Source organism: Priestia sp. FSL P4-0332 (genome assembly GCF_038005845.1).
Taxonomy (GTDB): Bacteria; Bacillota; Bacilli; order Bacillales; family Bacillaceae_H; genus Priestia.
The window spans coordinates 38,565-54,969 of record NZ_JBBOUA010000003.1; the positions used below are offsets into that span (position 1 = coordinate 38,565).

General features: G+C 34.1%; 18 protein-coding genes. 9 read left to right on the forward strand and 9 right to left on the reverse strand.

The genetic code is table 11. The features are described from left to right. Positions 1–2 precede the first annotated feature (2 nt). The 3 genes from MKY06_RS28260 to MKY06_RS28270 all read right to left on the reverse strand — a co-directional run bounded on the left by MKY06_RS28260 (position 3) and on the right by MKY06_RS28270 (position 1,994). The gene (locus MKY06_RS28260) at positions 3–530 is read right to left on the reverse strand and encodes a hypothetical protein (RefSeq protein ID WP_098278466.1); all 528 of its coding nucleotides are present in this window, start codon (positions 528–530) and stop codon (positions 3–5) included. Then, positions 512–853 carry a hypothetical protein gene (locus tag MKY06_RS28265; RefSeq protein WP_098278465.1) on the reverse strand — a complete coding sequence of 114 codons (342 nt, stop codon included), beginning with the start codon at positions 851–853 and terminating at the stop codon, positions 512–514. Before MKY06_RS28265 ends, MKY06_RS28260 begins: the two co-directional genes overlap by 19 nt. Before the next feature lie 172 nt (positions 854–1,025). After that, positions 1,026–1,994 carry an excalibur calcium-binding domain-containing protein gene (locus MKY06_RS28270; protein ID WP_172738149.1) on the reverse strand — a complete coding sequence of 323 codons (969 nt, stop codon included), beginning with the start codon at positions 1,992–1,994 and terminating at the stop codon, positions 1,026–1,028. A gap of 619 nt (positions 1,995–2,613) precedes the next feature. Here MKY06_RS28270 and MKY06_RS30750 point away from each other — a divergent pair. Together MKY06_RS30750 and MKY06_RS28275 are read left to right on the forward strand one after the other, a co-directional pair. Continuing rightward, positions 2,614–2,799, forward strand: coding sequence for a hypothetical protein (locus MKY06_RS30750; protein WP_116299251.1), 186 nt, complete (start codon positions 2,614–2,616; stop codon positions 2,797–2,799). Positions 2,800–2,834: 35 nt separating this feature from the next. Further along, complete coding sequence (locus tag MKY06_RS28275; RefSeq protein WP_029325414.1) at positions 2,835–3,077, forward strand: hypothetical protein; 243 nt, start codon at positions 2,835–2,837, stop codon at positions 3,075–3,077. Positions 3,078–3,267: 190 nt separating this feature from the next. Here the strand turns inward: MKY06_RS28275 and pdxS are convergent, their stop codons facing one another. Next, the gene (gene pdxS / locus MKY06_RS28280) at positions 3,268–4,155 is read right to left on the reverse strand and encodes a pyridoxal 5'-phosphate synthase lyase subunit PdxS (protein WP_029325415.1); all 888 of its coding nucleotides are present in this window, start codon (positions 4,153–4,155) and stop codon (positions 3,268–3,270) included. Positions 4,156–4,284: 129 nt separating this feature from the next. Here pdxS and pdxR point away from each other — a divergent pair, with 129 nt between their 5' ends. Together pdxR and MKY06_RS28290 are read left to right on the forward strand one after the other, a co-directional pair. Then, positions 4,285–5,697 (forward strand): MocR-like pyridoxine biosynthesis transcription factor PdxR, encoded by a 1,413-nt coding sequence (gene pdxR / locus MKY06_RS28285; RefSeq protein WP_098399584.1) that lies wholly within the window; start codon positions 4,285–4,287, stop codon positions 5,695–5,697. Positions 5,698–5,912: 215 nt separating this feature from the next. Continuing rightward, positions 5,913–6,074: a hypothetical protein gene (locus tag MKY06_RS28290; protein ID WP_223269026.1), complete on the forward strand. Its 162-nt coding sequence runs from the start codon at positions 5,913–5,915 to the stop codon at positions 6,072–6,074. Between the two features lie 134 nt (positions 6,075–6,208). Here MKY06_RS28290 and MKY06_RS28295 read toward each other — a convergent pair whose 3' ends face one another. From MKY06_RS28295 to MKY06_RS28310, 4 genes are all read right to left on the reverse strand, one after another. Continuing rightward, the gene (locus MKY06_RS28295) at positions 6,209–6,394 is read right to left on the reverse strand and encodes a hypothetical protein (RefSeq protein WP_029325417.1); all 186 of its coding nucleotides are present in this window, start codon (positions 6,392–6,394) and stop codon (positions 6,209–6,211) included. Positions 6,395–7,018: 624 nt separating this feature from the next. Beyond that, entirely contained in the window at positions 7,019–8,461 is a 1,443-nt protein-coding gene (aspA, locus tag MKY06_RS28300; RefSeq protein ID WP_098399585.1) for an aspartate ammonia-lyase, read from the reverse strand. 36 nt (positions 8,462–8,497) lie between these two features. After that, entirely contained in the window at positions 8,498–9,769 is a 1,272-nt protein-coding gene (locus MKY06_RS28305) for a cation:dicarboxylate symporter family transporter (protein ID WP_098449508.1), read from the reverse strand. 479 nt (positions 9,770–10,248) lie between these two features. Beyond that, entirely contained in the window at positions 10,249–11,361 is a 1,113-nt protein-coding gene (locus tag MKY06_RS28310) for a type II asparaginase (RefSeq protein WP_053488666.1), read from the reverse strand. A gap of 394 nt (positions 11,362–11,755) precedes the next feature. Here MKY06_RS28310 and MKY06_RS28315 point away from each other — a divergent pair, with 394 nt between their 5' ends. From MKY06_RS28315 to MKY06_RS28330, 4 genes are all read left to right on the forward strand, one after another. Further along, on the forward strand, positions 11,756–11,932 hold the full coding sequence (locus MKY06_RS28315; RefSeq protein ID WP_098197509.1) for a hypothetical protein: 177 nt from the start codon (positions 11,756–11,758) through the stop codon (positions 11,930–11,932). A 28-nt stretch (positions 11,933–11,960) separates the two neighbouring features. Next, entirely contained in the window at positions 11,961–12,419 is a 459-nt protein-coding gene (locus MKY06_RS28320; protein WP_029324147.1) for an SMI1/KNR4 family protein, read from the forward strand. 351 nt (positions 12,420–12,770) lie between these two features. Next, on the forward strand, positions 12,771–12,944 hold the full coding sequence (locus MKY06_RS28325) for a hypothetical protein (protein WP_157835279.1): 174 nt from the start codon (positions 12,771–12,773) through the stop codon (positions 12,942–12,944). Positions 12,945–13,261: 317 nt separating this feature from the next. Beyond that, on the forward strand, positions 13,262–13,411 hold the full coding sequence (locus MKY06_RS28330; protein ID WP_170960160.1) for a hypothetical protein: 150 nt from the start codon (positions 13,262–13,264) through the stop codon (positions 13,409–13,411). 431 nt (positions 13,412–13,842) lie between these two features. Here MKY06_RS28330 and MKY06_RS28335 read toward each other — a convergent pair whose 3' ends face one another. Continuing rightward, a complete protein-coding gene (locus MKY06_RS28335) occupies positions 13,843–14,175 on the reverse strand; it encodes a hypothetical protein (protein WP_029324146.1) in 333 nt (110 codons plus the stop codon). A gap of 597 nt (positions 14,176–14,772) precedes the next feature. On the opposite strand from MKY06_RS28335, the gene MKY06_RS28340 reads away from it, so the two are divergent. Beyond that, positions 14,773–16,173 (forward strand): sucrose-specific PTS transporter subunit IIBC, encoded by a 1,401-nt coding sequence (locus tag MKY06_RS28340; RefSeq protein ID WP_029324145.1) that lies wholly within the window; start codon positions 14,773–14,775, stop codon positions 16,171–16,173. Positions 16,174–16,405 lie beyond the last annotated feature (232 nt).

The following is a 16,405-nucleotide window of genomic DNA, read 5'->3' on the forward strand; positions in this document are numbered from 1 at the left end:
ATTTATTGTAAGTCCGCAAATTGATCAACCATAGTTCCATCAATAGGATCTACAGTATACCAAGCCACAGTAGCATTATGTCCTTCTCCAGTCGCTTCATCATCAATAACAACATTATAAGCATGAACCACATATTTCCCATCTGAATCAATGTGATCTAATTCCACAATAGTATCCGAACTATCGGGTATAGCTAATTTTTGACGAACAAGTTGAACAGCTTGCTCTTCAGACACACTCTGCTCCTCTAAGCCTTGCTCTGCAATTGCCTGTGAGTCCTCCCATTGTGGGTCTTCTGAAGGTTCTTCTTGCTCTGCTAGGACATCTGCCTCTGCTTGCACGACATTGTCAGCTTTAGCTTTTAACGTTTCTCTGATTTCCTCTTTCAAAACATAGAGCGTAATATCTGCTTGGAGATACTGTTCACGTAATTCTCCAAGTTCAACTTTTAGTAATTTTTCTATTAGTTGATAATTGAAATCATTTTGATCAACAACCGCAAATTCTACACCTAGTTCAGCATATTCCATATATGTTTCAGAGAGGTATTTTCAACCTCAAAAAGCTCTACCAATACTTCAATCATTTCATCCAGTGTAACTTCATCTAATAATGTGGAATCAAATTGAAAAATATGCTTACTAATAACAGATGCATCCTTGTTTTCATATGTATCTACATTTTCATTATAGACATCATCAAACATATCGCCAATAAATACTTGTATAGCTGGTTGATAATCGAAGGTGAAGATTTCAAAAATATCTAAACTTGTTTCATTAAATTTTTTAAGTAAATGAACATAATTTATTTCCGTTTGTAAGATAGACTCTATAATGTATATTTTTTTCATTTTTAAAACTTACTTCCATTTATAATTAACACAGCTAATTATACCGTGTATTACCACTTATTATAATATGGTAAATTACTATTAACTTTATCTAGGAATAAAAAAATGACCCACATTAATGAAGGTCATTTCTTTTATTATATTGCTTATTTATGCTCATTTTAATGAGTTATTACTGATCACAGCCAATTCCATCACCGTCACGGTCAAACTTCGGTTCGAATCCTGGCTCACCTTGTCTAATTGGGGCTCTTCCTGCTGCACGAACTTCTGTACAGTTTGCAAATGAAGCCGTCTGAGTTTGTTGTTGCTGTTGTTGAGCTTGTGCTTCAGCTTCAGCTTGGGCCTTTTCTTCAGCTTCTTTACGTGCTTGTTCTGCTTCAGCTTGTTGTTTTGCTTGTAACGCTTCTTGTTCTTTTTGCTTCTGTTCTGCTATACGCTTTTCTTCAGCAACACGATCTGCTTCTTCCTGTTTACGTTTCTCTTCTGCTGCTTTAGCTTGAGCTTCTTCTTTAGCTTTTTGCTCTTCTTGTTTCTTTTGTTCATCAACTTTCTTTTGAGCTTCTTCTTTCTTAGCTGTCTCTGTTGCTTTTTCTTTATCTACAGAAGCAACTACTTTCTTTTCTAAGTTAGGACTCATTTCAACCTTTTTAATTACGTTATCCTTGTCGTCAAATGTTGCCTGAATCCATTCTCCAGATTTACCTACATCAGCATACATGTAAACATGGTCTTTCATCTTAGTAGTAAGATAACCTTTCATGACGCTTGTTTTAATAAATTTAGCTTTAGTCATATCAACATCTGCACTTTTTGTATCACCTACCATTTTATAAATGATTCCTGCTGCTTCTACAAACTTAAGGGTAGGCTTTGCAGTTGCACTAGCTGTAGTGGCTGTTTTCTTCTCAATTCTTGCTTCTCTCTCAGCTTGCATTTTAGCCTCTTTAGCTTGTTGCGCTTCCTCTTCTTTTTGCATTTGTTGTCCACCAATAACTGCAAAAACTAAAAAAAGAATTAAACTACCAACAGAGATTAAGAAATATTTTTTAGCTTTCTTCTTTCGTATAGCTCTAACAATTCCCCAAATTAAAAAAACTATAAACCCTAATAAACCAATAACACCTAAAAAATCTACCATTTCTTTTCTCCCCCTATATATATTGAAACTAATTAGCATCTTTTGAGTTTTTCCCGAAGGATATAACTATTATTCACTGAATTCCTATAATTATATTAAAAGAGTCATATTTACCATTATAGAAAATGATTTCTATTGATAATTTAGTTATTTACTTTTTATTGAAATTAAATGAATCTATAAACTCATTACGCTTGATGAAATTACTTTATATCATGGTGAGAAATAGTACATTTTTCGGAGCAAATTATGAAGGACTTTACCAAAAGGAAAATCATTGAGGAAATTGACCTTCCTTTAAGGAATAAAAACGTAGAAGCTTATTATGTTTAACCGAGGAACTTAAATCTGTGTCTTAATAAAAACCATATAATATAGAAGAAACTTATCAAAAGGAAGCCTTGCCATATAAAGATTAAGGCTTCCTTTCTCCTCAAGTAATTGAGAAACAGATTTCATACAATTTGTTGATTCACTGAGGAATTTGTTTGTTTTTATCGATGAAGTGTTTAAATTAAAGAACAAAATGAGGTTAAGTGAACTAATTGATGTCCGTTTTACATAAAATAATTTCACCTTCACTTTTTGTGATAAATTAATAAAAGCCAAATAGAAAAGAGTGATCAACCTGGAAGAAATAAAAGAGCAAGAAATAGATCTTGATAAAGTGTATGACTACGCTGAATATCCAGATAAGGTAAGTGGTCGATGTGACAATTGCAACTCAGCTTACTTCAAAAGTTCGGTAAAAGGTGGCGTTTTCTTGCGTGAATGCCGGGATTGTGGCATGAAGAAAAGTATTTAGGCGGTATTTAGATTATAAAAGAAGGCAGGACTTGAATGGCAGTTGTTATTATTTGTTGTATGATTTTAGTAGGGCTTATTTTTATCTATGGAGGATGGAAGCGTCCATATGATGAAATTAGTTCGGCTCCTGATATATGGATAGTAGAAATCCTCTTTGTTATCATTGAAAAATTTTTTAAGATTTCGGCAGAAAAACTTATGCGTATCTCACTTATGGTTTTCGGGACCGTTTGGTCCCTGTTTTTCCTTTGTGTATTAATTACACATGCATATTAGAAAAATATAATGTGTTAGATAATGATAAAATCATTAAGGATAGAGAAGGAAAAAATACCATTGCTTGTTCTAAGCAATGGTATTTTCAATAACAAAAATTAGCTTTTCAGAAATAACCTTTATATTTTAAGAAAAAAATTGAGTTAGTAAAAAGAATAGCTTTCTGTAAGAAACATTATCTATTTAAAAATTACCAGCCTCGTTCTTGCATGCGATTCTCTGGCAAAATTGTAGAAATTTCAATTCCTTTCATTGCATTCCCTAATCCCTTTGAGAGCTTTGCAATCAACTCATAATCTTCATAATGAGTCGTTGCTTCTACGATTGAACGAGCAAATTTTTCTGGATTATCCGATTTAAAGATACCTGATCCAACGAACACACCATCTGCTCCTAATTGCATCATTAATGCTGCATCTGCAGGTGTAGCTACACCACCTGCAGCAAAGTTGACAACTGGTAAACGACCTTCACGTTTAATTTGCAGTAATAACTCATAAGGAGCGCCTAATAGTTTTGCTTCTGTCATGAGCTCATTTTCGTCCATACCCACAACTTTACGTACTTGCGCATTTACTTTACGCATATGGCGTACTGCTTCTACAATGTTTCCTGTTCCTGGTTCACCTTTTGTTCGAAGCATGGCAGCACCTTCACCAATTCGTCTTGCTGCTTCTCCTAAATCACGGCATCCACAAACAAATGGTACCGTGAATGTGCTTTTGTTAAGGTGAAATTCCTCATCCGCAGGTGTGAGTACCTCACTTTCATCAATATAGTCTACACCCATTGCTTCTAGTACGCGTGCTTCTACAATATGCCCAATTCTCGCTTTTGCCATGACCGGAATAGATACAGCATTCATTACTTCCTCTACAATTGTCGGATCTGCCATACGAGACACGCCACCTGCTGCTCGAATATCAGCTGGAACGCGTTCTAGTGCCATAACAGCAACAGCACCTGCTGCTTCTGCAATTTTTGCTTGCTCTGCATTGATAACGTCCATGATAACGCCACCTTTTTGCATTTCTGCCATTCCTCGTTTTACACGATCAGTACCTAATGATTTCTTCATTTCATACACTCCATTTCACTAACTCTTGTATTTTACGAATATATGAAATAGTATAAAAAGTAATTGACTTCATTGGAAGTGCCAGTTTTCCAAAAAACAATAGGTCCAGTTACAGGGAGGTTGTTAGAAGTGGAAATGTTATCATGTCAATTAAATAGACTAAATGGTATACCATTATACGAACAATTATATTCGCATATAAAAAAAGAAATCATAGAAGGACGCCTTTCTTACGGGACAAAATTACCATCCAAACGGAAGCTATCTAGTTTTCTAAAAATAGGTCGGAATACTGTTGAGACAGCTTATGAGCAACTGGCTGCAGAAGGATATGTAGAGGCATCTCCCCGTAAAGGATACTTTGTTATGGCCTATGATGACTTAGAATATATACAAGTAAACAATCATTTGGGGGAGAATATTGAAATAACTAAGAAAGACATAAAATACAATTTTCATCCAAGCTCGATTGATACTGAGAATTTCCCTTTTTCCATTTGGCGTAAGCATGCCAAAGACACAATTAACAAGGATAATCACTCCTTATTATTACTTGGAGACTCACAAGGAGAAATAGAATTACGGGAGGAAATTGCTCATTATTTGTATCACGCTCGAGGAGTACAATGTTCACCTAATCAAATTATCGTTGGGGCTGGGATTGAAAACTTATTACACCAACTCTTGCTCCTCTTTAACAAAGAAACGATTTATGGTGTAGAGGATCCAGGTTACCATTTAATTCTAAAGATGCTCAAGAGTTTTCAAAATGAAGTTTATCCTCTTGGAGTGGATGAAGAAGGTGTAAAAGTAGAAGATGTTCATCGGAAAAATATTAATGTCGTTTACTTAGCCCCTTCCCACCACTTTCCGTATGGTACTGTGTTATCAATAAATCGACGGACTAAGCTATTAAAATGGGCTGCAGAAGATAAGAACCGTTATATAATAGAAGATGATTATGATAGTGAATTTCGCTATAGTGGAAAGTCCATTCCTGCCTTGCAGAGCATGGATCTCGGCGGAAAAGTAATTTATTTGGGCACTTTTTCAAAATCTCTAATGCCATCTATTAGGATTAGTTATATGGTGCTACCAAGGCCTCTTCTACAACAATATAAAGAAAAACTATCTTTCTATAACTCCTCTTCTGTCTCAAGAATTGACCAACATATCTTAGCTCAATTTTTAAAAAAAGGTGATTTTGAGAGACATTTAAACAGAATGCGAAAGATTTACCGTCGTAAGCTTGAAAGAGTATTAGAATTATTAAAACCGTATCAAGATAAACTCTCTATTATTGGTGGGCATTCTGGCCTTCATATCGTTCTTATGGTTAATAATGGGATGGATGAAAAAGAATTGGTTCGAAGAGCAGGTGATGAAGCTATAAAGGTATATCCATTATCCACTTACTCATTTGAAAAAGAACAAGAAAATCCTCCTAATATTGTTTTTGGTTTTGCTGGAATTCCTGAAGGTGATTTAGAAGGTGCTGTTCAATTATTGTTAAAATGTTGGGGATTTAATATTAGTTCATAAAACAAATATAAGTTATTCGTATTTAGTGTTATTTTAAATATTAGTAAAATGATATAAAATTTCCAAAAAAGCTCTTTTAAGATAATCGGTCTTTGTATTGGTTAACCATCTTACATACATACGATAGTAACATGCCGATTCGCTCCATTGGCATTTCATTATCAAATACCAGCATTCAGGTATAGGTGGCCATAAATCCTAAGAAGGATAAAGATATGGAACATAGAGGAATGAAAAAATGGCGCCCTTTTGCTCCAATGTCAGAGCAATACATAAGATTAAAGGAAATGATAAATAAGCAAGCAGAAGTAGCTCAACCTGTTTTAACGGAAGCACAAATGGTCAAAAAAAGGTTATTTATAATTTCTCAACATTAAGAAAAAGCATTCCACAAAAAGGAATGCTTTTTCAGTTTATAAAATTTTAATTTTATAAACTGAGATAACAACGGAAATGGCTGCTCCTTTACCATTCTTTCTAATATACTCTTTGTGTCTAGACCATTTATTCTTTATCCACTAACCCTTTCTTTTAAAAAACCTAGAAATCCATTTTGGACTTTGACTATATGATCACCTAACCAAATATTATTGACCCTGAAGTAATAACAATTCCTATCTTTTCTTAAAAACTTACTAACACTATAACCCTCTTTAATTAAATAGGCCTGAATTTCTTCTTCATGATTATTAAACATGACATTCCCTCCTATTCAAAATGGTTAAAACTTTCTTTTAACTAATTCCCATTTTATTCAAGAAGGAAACAGTATTCCTTATTTTTCAAATATGTTAGGGCTATCTACGCTATGTAAGCTTTATAAAAGAACAAATGCTTGGGACAATTCCTGGTAGCTAAAAGCCTAGAACATCTTGCCCCACAAATCTAAAAATGAAAGATTTTTTTGCTACCGATAATCAAACTTATGGAAACTCGAAATGAAAAAGCTTGTATCTAGGAAGATACAAGCTTTTTCGCATACTGTTTAGAAATTTGTTTGCCCTTGTGAGGCCCTTTCGTTACGTATATCGGTTCATAACCAAAGTGCCTTGTGTAAGATACGAATATCTACTTTCAATTTGAGGTAATACGTTTGTTGAAGTCGCTGTTAATTCTTTCAAAACTAATCAGTCCCTTCATAAATTAAGTATTTACCTTCTCACAACAACCAACAATAACATTAGCGTTGTACTATATGTGTACCACATGTTTAAAAGCTAAAACGTTAATCCAACAGATTTTTTATAGTTTTCTCCTTCATATATTAATTAAAGAATCAAACAGATGATAGTAGTGAATTTCATTTCATATTAAAACCTGTTTATTCCCTATCAAAAAGGGAGTTTCCAGCAATCCCTGGATTAGTCATTTCAAAAGGGTTTAAAATAAGATCAAGCTCTTCTTCTGTTAAAACATCATACCTTAAGCACAATTCACGTACGGATTCACCTTTTAGTATTGCTTCTCGTGCGATTCTAGCAGCCACTTCATATCCAATATGAGGATTAATAGCCGTAATAATACCTACACTTTTTTCTACGTATTCTTTTAAATGTTCTTCATTCGCCTCAATCCCTTGCAGGCAATAATCCGTAAATGTTTGAAAAGTATTATTCATGATGCTAATTGATTGAAGTAAATTAAACACAAGAACAGGTTCCATAACATTAAGTTCAAGTTGACCTGCTTCAGAAGCTAGACAAATTGTATGATCATTACCTATAACTTGAAAGGCAACCTGATTAATCATCTCTGGCATGACAGGATTAACTTTTCCAGGCATAATCGAAGATCCAGGCTGACGAGCTGGCAAAGTGATTTCTGCTAGTCCTGCACGGGGCCCAGATGCCATTAGACGTAAGTCATTCGCTATTTTCGACATATTTACCATACAAATCTTTAATGCTGCAGAAACTTCTGTATAAGCATCTGTATTTTGAGTCGCGTCTACAAGATGATCGGCATTCTTAAGTGGTAAACCACTGATATTTGCTAGATATCTTACAACATTTTCGATATAACGCGGATCTGCATTTAAACCCGTTCCAACTGCAGTTGCTCCCATATTAACCTCATATAAATGTCCATAGGATTGCTTAATACGTTTCATATCGCGCTCAAGAACACGACTATATGATTCAAATTCTTGACCAAGACGGATTGGAACTGCATCCTGTAGGTGAGTACGTCCCATCTTTATAATGGAATCAAATTGTTCTGCTTTTTTCTGAAATACACTGTGCATATAATTCATTGTTTTCAGTAACTTATTTAACAGATTAAGCGTTGCAATATGGATAGCAGTTGGGAATACGTCGTTTGTTGATTGTGACATGTTTACATGACTATTAGGGCTTAAATCGGAATAAGAACCTTTCTTGTGACCAAGTAACTCTAAAGCTCTATTTGCAATAACCTCATTTGCATTCATATTCATTGAGGTCCCCGCACCACCCTGTATTGGATCAACAATAAATTGATTGTTTCTTTTCCCTTCAATAACCTCGTCTGCTGCTTCAATAATTGCATTACCCAATCCATCATATAACCTTTTTGTTTCCATGTTAGCAAGAGCAGCAGCCTTTTTAACGATTCCTAATGCTTTAATAAGCTCTGGGTGAATCTGATATCCTGTTATTGGGAAGTTTTCAACTGCACGTAAAGTTTGAATCCCATAATAAGCATAAGTAGGAACTTCTTTTGTTCCTAGGAAATCTTTTTCAATTCTTACATTTTGTTTTTCTGGTATTTCTATATTTGCCATAACATTGATCTCCTTCTTTACATAAATAGAAATTTTTTATGCTACGTCCGATTTTCTAATAGAATCTGTATAATGCTTTGCTTTTTCTTTATCGAATCCGCCTTCCCACTTAGACATCACAATAGCAGCTAATGCGTTACCTACTACGTTGACAGATGTACGAAGCATATCTAAAATACGATCAATACCAGCAATGAATGCCATACCTTCTAGAGGTAATCCCATTGATCCGAGTGTTGTTAATACAACAACAAATGATGCTCCTGCAACTCCTGCCATTCCCTTAGAAGTCAACATCAACACAAGTAAGAGTGTAATTTGTTCTATGAAAGATAAATGAATGCCATACATTTGGGCAATGAAAAGGGCAGCAATTGCTTGGTAAATGGATGATCCATCAAGGTTAAACGTATATCCTGTCGGAATAACAAATGATGTGACAGCTTTCGGACAACCGAAGTTCTCCATTTTAGTCATTAGCCTTGGCAACACTGCTTCAGAGCTTGCGGTTGTAAACGCTAAAATTAATTCATCTTTTAAGATTTTTATAAGTACTAAAACATTAGTTCCAGCCATTTTTGCAATAATACCTAATACTACAAAAACAAAGAAAATCATGGTCAGATATATAACCAGTACTAACTTTCCTAAAGGAATTAATGAACCAATTCCAAATTTCGCCACATTCAAACCAATTAAAGCAAATACGCCAAATGGGGCAAATTTCATAACTAAGTTTGTCATCCAAAACATGGATTCTAGTACACCTTCAAAAAAGTTTAAGACTGGTTTGCCTTTTTCTCCAATTGCTGCAACACCTAGACCAAATAATACTGAGAAAAAGATAATCGCTAATAAATTTCCCTCAGTCAACGATTGGAATATATTAGTTGGGATAATATGAACGATTTGATCTCCTATTCCTGTACTCTCAGTTGTTTTAGATGTTTCTTCATATTTGGATATATCACCTTTCTCAAGGTTCCCCATATCTATACCAGTACCTGGATGAAATATATTTGCAGCTAATAAACCAATAGCAAGTGCAATTGTGGTAACGATTTCAAAATAAAGAATCGTTTTTCCACCTAGCTTGCCGAGCTTTTTAATATCGCCTACGCCAGCTATAGATACGATGAGTGCGGATACAACGATAGGAATGACAATCATTTTAATTAGGTGAAGAAAAATATCTCCTAAAGGTTGAAGAATGGCCATCGCTGTACTATTTCCATAAAAAACAGCACCTACCGCAACCCCAAACGCAAGACCAATAAAAATCTGTGTAGCTAATCCGAATTTTTTCATGTTGTAACCCCTTTCATTTCCTATTACATTAAAACAAGATACTCATTTTTTGTTGTAATGTAAGGTTAAGCCTAGTCTATAATATCGTCTACAAAATACAACAGAAATCTACGGGAACACACAAAAGGTAAATAAAGTATTTATAAGATTTAATATTTTTTTGGACTATGCATAGCCAACTTTTACGTCATAGTTGCAAGGTGTTCAAAAATGGAAGAGACGTGTATAAGTGGGCATGTTACCCCCTCTCTTAGACATATCACGGTTATTAGAACAAGCAAACTACAAAAAACGAAGTGAATCGGTTTTCTATACACAGTGCCAACTTGAAAATGAGTGTATCTATGTGTGAGAGGTTAGATTTTTTACCTCCTTCTGTATATTAATCTATAAAACTAACTAAACTAATAACATGTTCCCCTATTTCAATAAATTTAAAAATCCTTTGCTACTTATAGCAAAGGACTCTTTTTTGCTTATTAATATTCATTAAAATATTCTTGTATTTTTTTAGGATCTTTCGTTTTAGTTAGAGCAAGCATTAAGAGAATACGGGCTTTCTGAGGATTCAACGAATCAGACGTGACAAACTTATCTTTATCATCTGAAGCTTCATGAGTCACAGTCCCATTACCAGCACGGCTAGATCTAGTAATGATTACCCCCTTTTTAACAGCATCTTTAGCTCCTGATAAAGCTGCATCAGACATTGACCCATTTCCGGATCCTGCTACTACTATTCCTTTTGCCCCTGCTTTTACAGCAGCATCATAAAGGTATCTATTATCATTTTGGTATGTATAAAGAATGTCTACTTGAGGAAGTTTATCAAGTTTTGAAACATTAAAAATTGATTTTGTCGTATGTTTACGAGTGGGTTCATTATAAAACAAGACCTTACCCCCAGCAACTTCTCCAACATATCCTTGTTCAGGAGATTTAAACGTATCTGTTGCTGTTGTATTTGTTTTTGTTATGTAGCGAGCTGCACCAATTCGGTCATTCAGAGTTACTAAAACTCCTTTATTTTTGGCTTCTTTACTAGAAGCAATCTCCACTGCGTTGTATAAGTTTAATGGACCGTCTGCGCTTATAGCCGTAGCTGGTCTCATTGAACCAACAATAACAACAGGTTTTTCACTTTTTACTACAAGATTTAGAAAGTAGGCCGTCTCTTCCAAAGTGTCTGTTCCATGTGTCACTACAATTCCATCAACATCCTTAGATGCTAATAAAGTATTAATTCGTTTTGCTAACTTTAATAATGTTGAATTATCCATATTTTCGCTTCCGATGTTTGCCACCTGTTCCCCACTAACATCTGCTAGTTTTTTCATCTGAGGAACAGCCTTTATTAACGTTTCAACACCAAGAGCTCCTGCCTTATATCCAGTTGTAGCTGTATCACTATCAGAGGAACCTGCAATTGTACCACCAGTAGCTAAAATTTTTATATTAGGTAAATCTTTTTTTTCCGAATGGTTTACGACTGTTTTGGCATTATTGGTTGTTGCATCAGCAGATAGGCCAATTCCTGAAAATAATAATGCAGCAGATAAAATGGTTATTCCTAAGTTTTTTTTTAGTTTCATAGTTAGCTGTCTCCTTTATGTAGAAAATTTGCAAGTAATATAATACTAATAATATGGAAGTAATTTTTTCTCTATAGTTAGTTGTCCATTAGAAATTCCTCCATCAAAATATAATTAATAAAAATATAGATGCAATTAAGCGTTTTCATTTTCTTCTAACAAGAACATAGCTTTAATCTATAATAGGAACTACATAATCATACAGAAAACAACAAAAAAATTATAAATTTCTAAAATCAAATTTGATAATTTATGTAAAATAGAGTGAGAAAATCATTAAAGGTTTAACAAAGTGAGGTTAAGTGAGCTAATTGATGTTCGTTTTACATAAAATAATTTCACCTTCACTTTTTGTGGTAATCTAATAAAAGTCAACTAGAAAAGAATGATCAACATGGAAGAAAAACAGCAGCAAGAAATCGATCTTGATAAAGTGTACGACTATGCTGAATTTCCGGATAAGGTTAGTGGAAGATGCGACAACTGCAACTCATCTTACTTCAAAAGTTCGGTAAAAGGTGGCGTTTTCTTGCGTGAATGCCGCGAATGTGGCATGAAGAAAAGTATTTAATTGGTATTGATCGAAAGGGTTGGGGGAAATGAGAGATATTTGGGATGATGGATACAGTCAATCAAAGAAATTAACAGAAGAAATGGTCAACGATGCAGAAAAGAAGTTGGGTGTGAAGTTACCAAAATCCTATATTGAGTTATGTAAAATGCAGAATGGAGGCTCTTTAAAATATTGTGACTACCCTACCTCCGTTCCAACAAATTGGGCAAACGATCATGTAAATGTTCCCGAAATTTATGGAATAGGGAAAGAAGGCATTTTATCTAGTGATTATTATATAGAAGAATGGGACTTACCTAAAGATATTCTTCTATTGTGTGGAGAAGGACATTGGTGGGTTGCATTCGATTATCGGAATACAAAAGACAATCCTCCTATTATTTATATGGATCTAGAATGGGGAGCAGACACACTTATTTTTGAATTAGCTCCTAACTTCGAAACATTTGTAAATGGCTTATTTATTTATGAAGATGAAGAATGAATATATTTATACAATAAAAAAGAACTGACATTCAATTGTCAATTCTTTTTTATTTATTTCATAAGTAAGGAGCTTACGCCTTTGTGTTAGTTTAATCGTGTTTTCACTCTTTTTAAAATTTGAGGCACCCAATTTACAAAGTTGCTGTCACTGATTCGTATGACTTTATATTCTTTTTTCCTTTTTGTGCCGTAGAATATGAGTTCGTTGAACGTTTTTGATTAAATTTTATTTTTAGGTTAAATATCCAACTCTTTCAACTGAATAGAGATAAAACGTCAAGTGCATCCTCATGAAATACGGTGAATATGAGCATACTGAACCTATCCCACCCAAACTAGGAGGTACACGATGAAAAATCAGTCTAACAATTCTCAGCCTGCAATAGGGGATGACAGATTTAATACTGCTGGATATACTTCTGATAAAGCAAATATCAATGATGTGCATGGAAAACATCCATCTAATTTCAAAGAGAAAGTTTCTACCTCTGAGAAGGAGGATGCTTCTTCTACGAAACCATAAAATCCTTTCTAACGAGAAACCTTTTAAGTTCTCGTTAGAAAGGAAAGCAGGTTAATATTTATTAACCTGCTTTCTTTATTCTTTATTATGACAATACATATGAGGATCATCTGGTTGTTCTTCACGTTGTACTTTTGTTACTCTTACAATGGAAAGCGTCTTCTGGAATACTTTGAAACAATACCTAAAAGTGTATTTTTGACTATTGAGATGATCTACTTATTACTTATAGATTTAGCGTAAAGAGTGAATTTTTCAACATAATTATAATAAGGATAAATTGAATCTATGAAGTAAACCAAAGGTGGTGGTTTCTTATGAAAAACAGGGTTAAAAGACGAAAAAAGAAACGTGATTTTTTAAAAGATTACTTAAAAGACAAGTTAGGTAATTGGAAACCCAGACTTGGCAAAGGGCCTACCTATAATTATAAGACAACAACTCAAGAAAATAGGGACCTTGATTAGATAATATTTAGGTGTAGGTCTTTAGGAATTTTTCACTATGAAAAATAGCTCCCTTTAAAATATAAGTTATGTAAACTAAAAAAAAGAAATAACTAAAAGAGCACCCTAAATGAATGCTCTCCTATCTTTTGTTCAATAACATTACAAAGTTTCAAGAATGTTATTACTTCGCTTTAGTTTCCATTTTATTCCAAAACACTGAATGTCTACAGTTACACTGTTACCAACTAGTGCCATACTCCTCATTACTGGTTTCCATTTCTTAGAGTGAATACTCTAAACCAATCTTTCATGTACTCACAGCTCCTTACAAATACGAAAAGAGCAACCATCATATACTGGCTGCTCTCCTAGCAAAAATGCACTCAGACAAATGTGTATGTGGATATATTAGTGTTATACTATATCAGCAATAAAAAAGGGGATAATTTCTATTTACCTTGATACATTATTAATCGCTCTTTTGCTAAATTAATTAATTCCTTTAACTCTCTAACGGACTGCTTGTTATTACAATCACTTAATAAATCTATTGTGTCTTGCAAAAATTGTTCTCTTCTTTTTACTCTTTTATATTCAGCTCTATATTCTTCTGCCATCCTTGCTATTCGAGTAGAACCCTCACGAGGAGTCGCAACTCTTTCAAAATTTGAGATGCGAGGCTTTGTTCCTTTTTCATCAAACGTAGCGTTGTCTGGATTCCTATTCCTCAATCCTGATTGACCTAAAATACTCCTTGCTGCCCGTTCTCTTCCAGTGGCCATTATCATTTCCCCTCTCTGCAATTGAGATTTGAAATAAACCGTCCTGTATAGATTCAATAACAGTAAAATAAATCCTTCTTTAAATATTTAGGTGCAGTTAAATAAAATCTTTGTTATTTTTTGAGTGGATAGGCAAGCTTACTGCAGTAGCTACATAGTATCTAAAGAATTGCGACTTCGTTACCTAATCAGTAGCTAATTCAGTAACGTTACCGCGTTAATACAGGCTTTATATGCGTAATTACGCACACTTCAAGTACCTTCTTTTTTATATAGCTATGTTTGTTTTTCAAGATCTGGAATTTAGAATCTCTGACTAACAAAAGAAAGCGTTGACATTTTCTTATTTCATAAACTATAATAAGCGAAAGAAACCGGTTCCAATTTGACTTCTTACTTAACGAAATTGGCTCCTATGAAAGGAAACATTTAACTACATGTATGTTGTTTTTTAGTTTTGTGGAACCGGTTCCTATTTGTTCGGGCTATATCTTTTATAGATAGCAAGAAATATAGTCGCGATCGAATCAGGAATGTTAGTTTTTTTCTTATTACAATTTCATTATATTATCATCACCAAAGGGGTGTTATCATCAAGTGGAAAAGGGTTACAAAGACATAGCTAGCAAAGTAGTTGAGGCAATAGGTGGAAGAGAAAACATTTCATCATTTGCTCACTGTGCAACAAGATTGCGTATTATGGTACATGATCAAACAAAAGTAAATCAAGAAGCAGTCGAAAATATAGAGAAAGTAAAAGGTGCATTTTATAATTCAGGACAATACCAAATTATCTTTGGTACAGGAACTGTTAATAAAGTATATGAAGCAGTGAATGAGTTGGGTATTAAAGGCACGTCTACATCTGAAGTAAAAGCAGAAGCTAAGAAACAAGGAAACGCTTTTCAACGAGCTATCCGAACCTTTGGTGACGTTTTCGTTCCAATTATTCCAGTTCTTGTTGCAACCGGATTATTTATGGGTTTACGTGGGGTACTAACTCAAGAAGCAGTGTTAAATTGGTTGGGTTATACACCCAATGATATCCCTGAAAACTTTATAATGTTTACGCAAGTTGTCACAGATACAGCTTTTGCATTCTTACCAGCATTAATTGCATGGTCAGCCTTTAAAGTATTTGGTGGAAGCCCTGTTCTAGGAATTGTCTTGGGATTAATGTTAGTAAATCCAGCACTTCCAAACGCATATGCAGTAGGTTCAGGAGACGCACATCCTATTCACTTCTTTGGATTTATTCCAGTTGTAGGGTATCAGGGTTCTGTTTTACCAGCTTTCTTTGTAGGTCTTATAGGAGCAAAATTAGAGCGTTGGATTCGTAAAAAAGTACCCGATTCAATTGATTTAATACTCACGCCATTTCTAACATTATTGATCATGATTACATTAGGTCTCTTCGCTATCGGACCAGTCTTTCATTCATTAGAAAACGTAATTCTAACAAGCACAAAAGCAATTTTAGATTTACCGTTTGGTTTAGCTGGTATTATTATTGGTGGCCTACAACAAGTTGTTGTAATTACTGGCGTTCATCATATATTTAATTTACTTGAAATTCAATTATTAGCTGATACAAAATTTAATCCATTCAATCCATTAATTACTAGCGCAATCGTAGCTCAAGGGGCTGCAACGCTAGCAGTTGGATTGAAATCTAAAAATAAAAAAGTGAAAGCATTAGCATTCCCATCAGCATTTTCAGCCTTTTTAGGAATTACAGAACCGGCTATATTTGGAGTAAACCTAAGGTTCTTTAAACCCTTTATAATGGGCCTTATAGGAGGAGCAGTAGGGGGATTCTTAGCCTCGATTTTTCATCTAAAAGCAACAGGAATGTCTGTTACAGCTATTCCAGGATTATTATTGTACTTGAATAATCAGATTTTCATCTATATTTTTGTTAATTTGATTGCCTTTGCTGTATCATTTATTCTGACATGGCTGTTTGGTTATAACGATAAGATGCTTAAGAATCGATAATTATATATAAGTTATAAATTGTAATTAATAAACTATAATAAATGACATTAGAAAAAGCCTTGTATCTAGATCCAGTATAAGGATTTTTTAGCAAAACTTAATTATTGATGTTGTAGGAAAAGAGAAGATTAAAGACCTTCTCTTTTTTATATAATTTTATTTACTTATTTTTAAAATCTGAAATATACAATCCTTCACGCTGCCACTGTTGCTCATTATGTTCTACTTTAGA